The following is a 6,205-nucleotide window of genomic DNA, read 5'->3' on the forward strand; positions in this document are numbered from 1 at the left end:
TCGTCGTGACGACTCTCCATCTGTTGCTGAAGCGCCTGATATCTGGATTGCAAATTCACCAAAGCCTGTTCGATAAGCTGGGCCTGCTCATCGAACAGTTGCTGCCCCTGGAAAAATCGCCAATGGCAATAACTTTCCAAGCCGCGCAGATTTCGGGCATTGCGCGGTAATTTCACCAAGCTGGCAATAAACTGCACTAAAAAACCTAGAACCGGTATCCGTCCCAGGGTTTGCTGGGCAAAACAGGGCAGTAGTCCTTTGATCCTGACCCGGTGGCGGCGACCTTCGGCTGAATAACGCAGCTTGCCTAAAATTTCGGTTTTGCTGAAGGTACCCGCCCGCAATTGACTTAGAAAGTGATGCCGGCCATTGCTGTCCGGTTCGCGACCGAGAATACCGAGATACGCATTGCGAATAAAATCGGCATCGTGGTAGTCGGTGAACTCGTGCAGGGTATAAACCGGTTTGATCTGAAAGGGCGCGGCCACCGGATAACGGGGCAAGGCGAGAGATTCGCAAGAGTTTTCCATGGTGATCGTTTGATCCATGAGAGTGGAGCCGGTCATCGCCTGTTGCAGACGGGCCATGAGGGTGTCGACAGTGAGATCGGGAACGTAGATTTCCAGCACGATGGATTACACAAGAGTCATAGTGAAAGAGGGATAGAGCTTGCAAAGTCCGGTGAACACATCGCCACGGGTGCCGGCAACCTCGAAAGCCGCAACGTGATCGCGCCAATGGTAACAGTCGGCCACATGGGTGGGGCCGCTGTGGAGGGCGACGGTTATCGAATATTTGCCGGAACCGACGTTCATCGGCAGGGTATAGCGCAGGGCGTAGCGCTGTCCGGCGTGCAAAGCCAACGGCTGCTTGAGGTGATAGCTATTGGTACCAAAGATATCCTGTCCATAACGGTTTCGGATCAAAATGCCGACGGTGGCTTCGTCAATGTCCTGCTGCGCGTGGATCATAATCCGGATCACGGTAGTTTCACCGGCACTGACTACTGAGGACTGGGAATCTTCCCCCACTACCGATACTTCCTCAATTCGCGCCGCCAGCGTACCGTAATCATGCTGATCCGAGTCAATAAGATGTAACCGGTTTTCCTGATCATTCAGCCGGGCCACCAGGTAATTATAGGCATTGACCACGTATTCTGGATCGCCCTCCTCGATCAGGACGCCATGATCCAGCAGGATTGCTTTATCGCAGAGAACTTTGATCGCATTCATGTCGTGCGATACGAAGATGATCGATCCGCCTTGCTGGCGAAATTCCCGAATACGGGTCATGCATTTTTGTTGGAAATGGGCATCCCCTACCGACAGCGCTTCGTCTACGACAAAACATTTCGGTTCGGCATGAATGGCTATCGAGAATGCCAGCCGCATAACCATACCGGAGGAGTAGGTTTTAATCGGTTCATGGACGAAATGGCCCAATTCGGAAAAACCGGTAATCGATTCGCGTTTGGCATCCATTTCGGTTCGGGACATGCCCAGCAACATGCCATTGGTATAGATGTTATCCAGCCCGCTCATCTCCATATTAAATCCGGTGCCCAGTTCCAATAAGCCGGTGATTCTGCCATTGATCGCTATCTGGCCGGCATCGGGCAACAGCACTCCGGTAAGCAGTTTGAGCAGAGTGGATTTACCTGCCCCGTTTTGACCGATGATCCCTAAAGTCTCCCCGTCCTGAACGGTGAAGTTGATATTGGCAAGCGCCTGATATTCCGTATGGAAGGCTCTTCTGAACAGGATTTCCCGCAGGCGATCCGAAGCCTTGCGATAAAGTCGAAATTTTTTCGATAGCGCGGTGACCTGGATCATGGGGCGTGACTTTGCGCGAGTCCGGCAGCATAAAAAACAATGATAAGATAACAGCCACTGAGCGCAATCTGTAACAGACCTACATAGCGCCAGTGCAACCGGGTATGGGTCAGCCACAGGCACATCCCATAGATCGGGGTGCTGATGAGCAGGGTGAACAAGAGCAGTGAAATCATAGAAAATCCCGGATGTCCTTTTCCAGCTTTTTGAAGGTGAGGTAGGCCAGTGCCAGCAACAGGTGAGCGATAACCACCAGAATCATCAGACTTTGGGTATTCAGCGGGTTGCCGAAGGCAAATAATTCATGATAGGCCTTGATGAAGATATAGGCGGGGTTATAGCTGAGCCAGTAGTGTGCGTAAGTTGGGAGAATATCCGGCACATAGACAATCGGGGTTAACCAGAACCAGATTTGGAAAATGACTCCGACAAACTCACGAATATCCTTGATGAAGACATCAAAGATGGCAAATAGAAAACCCAGAGCGTAAGCAAAAATTTGTTGAGTGATAAAAATAAAGGGCAGAATCACGATGGAGGTGCCGGGAAGATTGTCGGTCATCGCCAAAAACAGCAGAAAAAACAGCAGGGAAATTAAAAAAATAATACTTTCAGATAACACAATGTATAAGGGTAAATGCGGCAAGGAGATGCGGATTTTCTTGATAATATGACTTTGCCCGGAAAAGGTGAATGCCGACCGCGTTACGGTATTGGAAAAGGCAATCCACGGGATCATTCCTGCGATCAGATAAATGCTGTAGCTGTAGGTCGAAGATGAACCGGGCAAGCGGCTGCCCATGAGATTGGAGAAGACAAAAATAAAAATCAGGATGTTAACCAGAGGCAGAATCAACGTCCACGCCGCGCCGAGGATCGAGCCGGAGTAACGATCCACCAATTCCTGCTTGGTGAAGTTGAGTAATAGCGCCGGATTCACAATTAAGATGCTCTCTATGGATGTAGCACGGGCCTCTTGCCCGGGTTCAGTTCTTTGGACGATAACCGTTCACACACCCCCCACCCCGACCCTCCCCCGCAAGGGGGGGAGGGAGTGTTGCCGAACAACCGCTTGCTTGGCTCCCCGGGGGGGAGGGGGTGAATACATACTGTGGACGCAGCACGGGCAAGAAGAGGCCCGTGCTACCTCCACAACCGGTACAGGATTGCTATACAGGACTTTCGCCAACCCCTTAAATCCGTCATACCCGCGAATGCGGGTATCCAATTTTTCAGTGACTTTCTGGATTCCCGCTGACGCGGGAATGACGAGAAGCGAAAGTCCTGCTATGGAAACCCCCGCTATTATTTTGGACAGGGTTCGCTGACCGGCAGGATTTGCAGGCGGGAAAGCGCGATACCGAGTTTTCTGGGGTCGTCTACGGTCCCTTGCGGCTGAGGCACCGTAATTTCCAGGGTTCGCGTTCCCTGCGAGCGGGTGAAGCATAAAACATATTCAGCCATTTCGCCCATCGCTTGTGGCGTGGTGATCGCCAATTCCTGTCGATCCGGTCCGGCGCTGACGGTAAAAGGCTGGCTGAGGTTGGGGCCGAACGCACCGGCCTGAAGCTTCAGCATGAAGGCGTCCGGCAAGGGCTGGTTGAAGCGGATGGTGACGGTGGCGCTGTTGGACCAGCGCCCCCAGGGTTCGGCATCCGACAGGCCGTCTACTTCGGCGATGAAGGCCGGCCACGGTACCCGATTAAACTGGAGGGTATCGGGGGGCAGTGTCGGCGTCAGCGCTGCCCGCAGCACCGCCTGCGCCCGGGTCGCAGTAGCTTCTGGAGTTTCCGGGGTGGCAGAGGATGTGGCAACCGGGAGCGGGTAGAACGCCAGATGGCCGTTTTGGCTGAGCAGTGGCGGGTCGGGCAGCCGATCCCGCAACGGCTGTTCCAGAGCCTGACCGTGATCCGGGAAGGCGCGCCGCTCAATATAGATGCCACGAAAACCGGCCTGGATCAGCAGGTCAAGCTGTTGATCGGGTGGCAGCGCGCCGAGTCTTCTCAGCAGCATCGCTTCCGGGCGGCCCCAGATGCCGCCGTAGCTCCAGCGCAGGTGGTCGGAGTGCAGGTAGCCCCGGAGCAGGGCGTAGGGTCCTTCCTGATAGTGAACCGGGGTTTCGGGATAGGCGGTGTAGGGCAGTTGGTAGATCAGGGCGTCAGCACCGGCGCGGTCTTCGATGGCGTGGATGAAGTCGGCGTCCTGGGCAAATTCGGCGGCGATCGGGATCTGGTCGGATTCCCAGTAAGGGGAGAGTTGATCCCAGAGGCCGAAGCCGAGCAGTAATACCGCCATGGCTGAACCGAGGTGGGGCGCTCGCCCTTGCCTTCGATTCTGGAGCGCTTGGATCAGCAGCAGCACCGCCGCCAGCGCGGCGAAGCCAATGAAAATGCTGATGCGGTTGACGCTGCGGATTTGCGGATGCACCAGCAGGGCAAACACGGTAGCAAAGCCGCCGATGGTGCCGTACAGCACCATGCTGATATTGAGTACGCTGAGTTCCCACAGATAGGGGATGTTGTGGCTCAGCCGCTGGCCGGACAGCAGCACCAGAATCAGCAGCAGAAAGCCCGCCGCGCCGATGGATCCGAGTGCGGCGGTGGCGTTTTCGGTAACCAGCGGGGCGTTGCGGCTGTACTTTTCGACCATGGCGCGGAGGGTGTCGGAGCGGTGGCCGGGGTGAGGCAGGAGCAGTTGGGTGATGCGGAGGCCGAACGCTTCGGATTCAACCGGTGCTCGTTGCGCGACCTGCTGGTTGGGGCCGTGTTCCCGGTGGTAGTCGAGGTTGGGAGCCAGGGTCAGCAGGGCGCTGCTTCCCAGCAGGCCGATGAACAGAGCGCCGCTCACCGCACCGCGCCAGGATTTTGTGGTGATGAAGTTCAGCAGCGCTGCCAGTGCGGTTAGCATCACCCCGAAGAAGGCAAAGTAGGCGCCGCTGGTGCCGGCCAGCAGCGCGGCGATCAGCCAGCGCGGGTTGAGCGGGCGGAATTTTCCCGCCGCGTTGAAAAACGGCGGTTGGTTGCTCAGGATTCTCAGCGCGGCCCAGAGCATGATCGGGGCGATAAAGTAGGAGGTGACCAGGAACAGGTGTTCGATGCGCAGGAAGTAGAACGGCAGGCAGGCGTAGAGAACCGCGCCGGTCAGAGCCAGCAGGAAGCCGATGTGCATTCGGCGCAAAATCAGGAACGCAGCGCTGCCAGCGAGCAGGAATCCGGCCAGGTAGCACAGGGTGTAGACGGCGGCAAAGTTGGTGGTGAACAGGCCAAAAAAGCGAATCAGCAGGAAGCTGACGCCGTCCACCATTGGGAAGTCGTAGTATTCCGCGCCGAATGGTGCGCCGAGGTGGGGATTGTGCAGGTAGAAGCCGGTTTCCAGCGTGTTTTTAATGATGGCGCTGAACATCAGGCCGTCGCCGCTGTAGCGCAAGGGCAAGGTGAGATCGACTTGCCACAGGTGCAGGCTGTAGCACAGGGTGAGGCTCAGCACGGTTACGACCAGCAGGGCGCGCCATACCGCTTTGTCAGGGAGTGCGAGGGGCATTGATGGTTTCTCGGCGCGGCAAAAGGATGTAGTGGAACCTGTTTTATAGGGGTTTATACCCATTCCCGATAGTTTGAATAATGTAGCACGGGCTTCCAGCCCGTGTTCAGTTCACGGGCTGGAAGCCCGTGCTACGACGAATTCCACAAGTCAATATAGGCAGGACTTTCGCTTTCCGTCATTCCCGCGCCAGCGGGAATCCAGTAAGCCACTGTAAAGCATGGATACCCGCTTTCGCGGGTATGACGAATTTAAGGGGCTTGGCGAAAGTCTTAATAGGATTGCTATGCAATAAGGTTGATGCAACGGATTCCGCGTTGCCACCCCACTCAGCGCAGTGAATTTAGATTGACGCCGGGGCTTGCGCTCGTATAATCAGCACCACAATTTGTGGTAAAAGTGTTTTTTCGCAACAACCCTGGTCCGAATGGGTTCGACGTATGCATTCACCCCCTCCCCCCAACCCCCTCCCGCAGAGGGGAGGGGGAGCCAAGCAAGCGGTTGTTCGGCAACACTCCCTCCCCCCTTGCGGGGGAGGCTCGGGGTGGGGGGGGTATGAACGGTACGGTTCGACTTCTAAGCTTAGCGAAGAATCAGGGCGAACGAATGGGGAAGCCCTGGGTCTGAGCGATCCGATTGGGGCGGTCGGCTTGGAAAATGCGATGGGCAGTGCTAGGCTTTCTTAAATCGAGGCGGATTTCGCGTTTTGGAATTATGGAATTTAGGGGAGTTGAGTGCAGGGATCTCGCGCTGGCGACGACCTTGGGTCGAATCGACCGACCGTTCAGGATCGGTTCAGCCGTTTTCTTGATGATGTTTCGGCAGTCTTT

At 55.8% G+C, this 6,205-nt stretch carries 5 protein-coding genes; all 5 read right to left on the minus strand.

Features of this window, described 5'->3' with window-relative positions:
* Positions 1 to 629 (minus strand): DUF4214 domain-containing protein (locus BN874_RS11530; protein WP_034433425.1); only part of this gene is annotated, 629 nt, incomplete at its 3' end.
* Between the two features lie 6 nt (positions 630 to 635).
* Positions 636 to 1,835 carry an ABC transporter ATP-binding protein gene (locus BN874_RS11535; RefSeq protein WP_034433427.1) on the minus strand — a complete coding sequence of 400 codons (1,200 nt, stop codon included), beginning with the start codon at positions 1,833 to 1,835 and terminating at the stop codon, positions 636 to 638.
* Positions 1,832 to 2,011, minus strand: a complete 180-nt coding sequence (locus BN874_RS11540) for a hypothetical protein (RefSeq protein WP_034433429.1) — start codon at positions 2,009 to 2,011, stop codon at positions 1,832 to 1,834. The genes BN874_RS11535 and BN874_RS11540 overlap by 4 nt, the downstream gene beginning before the upstream one ends.
* The gene (locus tag BN874_RS11545) at positions 2,008 to 2,775 is read right to left on the minus strand and encodes an ABC transporter permease (protein ID WP_034433431.1); all 768 of its coding nucleotides are present in this window, start codon (positions 2,773 to 2,775) and stop codon (positions 2,008 to 2,010) included. The genes BN874_RS11540 and BN874_RS11545 overlap by 4 nt, the downstream gene beginning before the upstream one ends.
* A gap of 365 nt (positions 2,776 to 3,140) precedes the next feature.
* Positions 3,141 to 5,375: a DUF7024 domain-containing protein gene (locus tag BN874_RS11550; protein WP_034433433.1), complete on the minus strand. Its 2,235-nt coding sequence runs from the start codon at positions 5,373 to 5,375 to the stop codon at positions 3,141 to 3,143.
* Positions 5,376 to 6,205 lie beyond the last annotated feature (830 nt).

This window comes from Candidatus Contendobacter odensis Run_B_J11, assembly GCF_000531125.1.
In the GTDB taxonomy this organism is placed as follows: Bacteria; Pseudomonadota; Gammaproteobacteria; order Competibacterales; family Competibacteraceae; genus Contendibacter; species Contendibacter odensensis.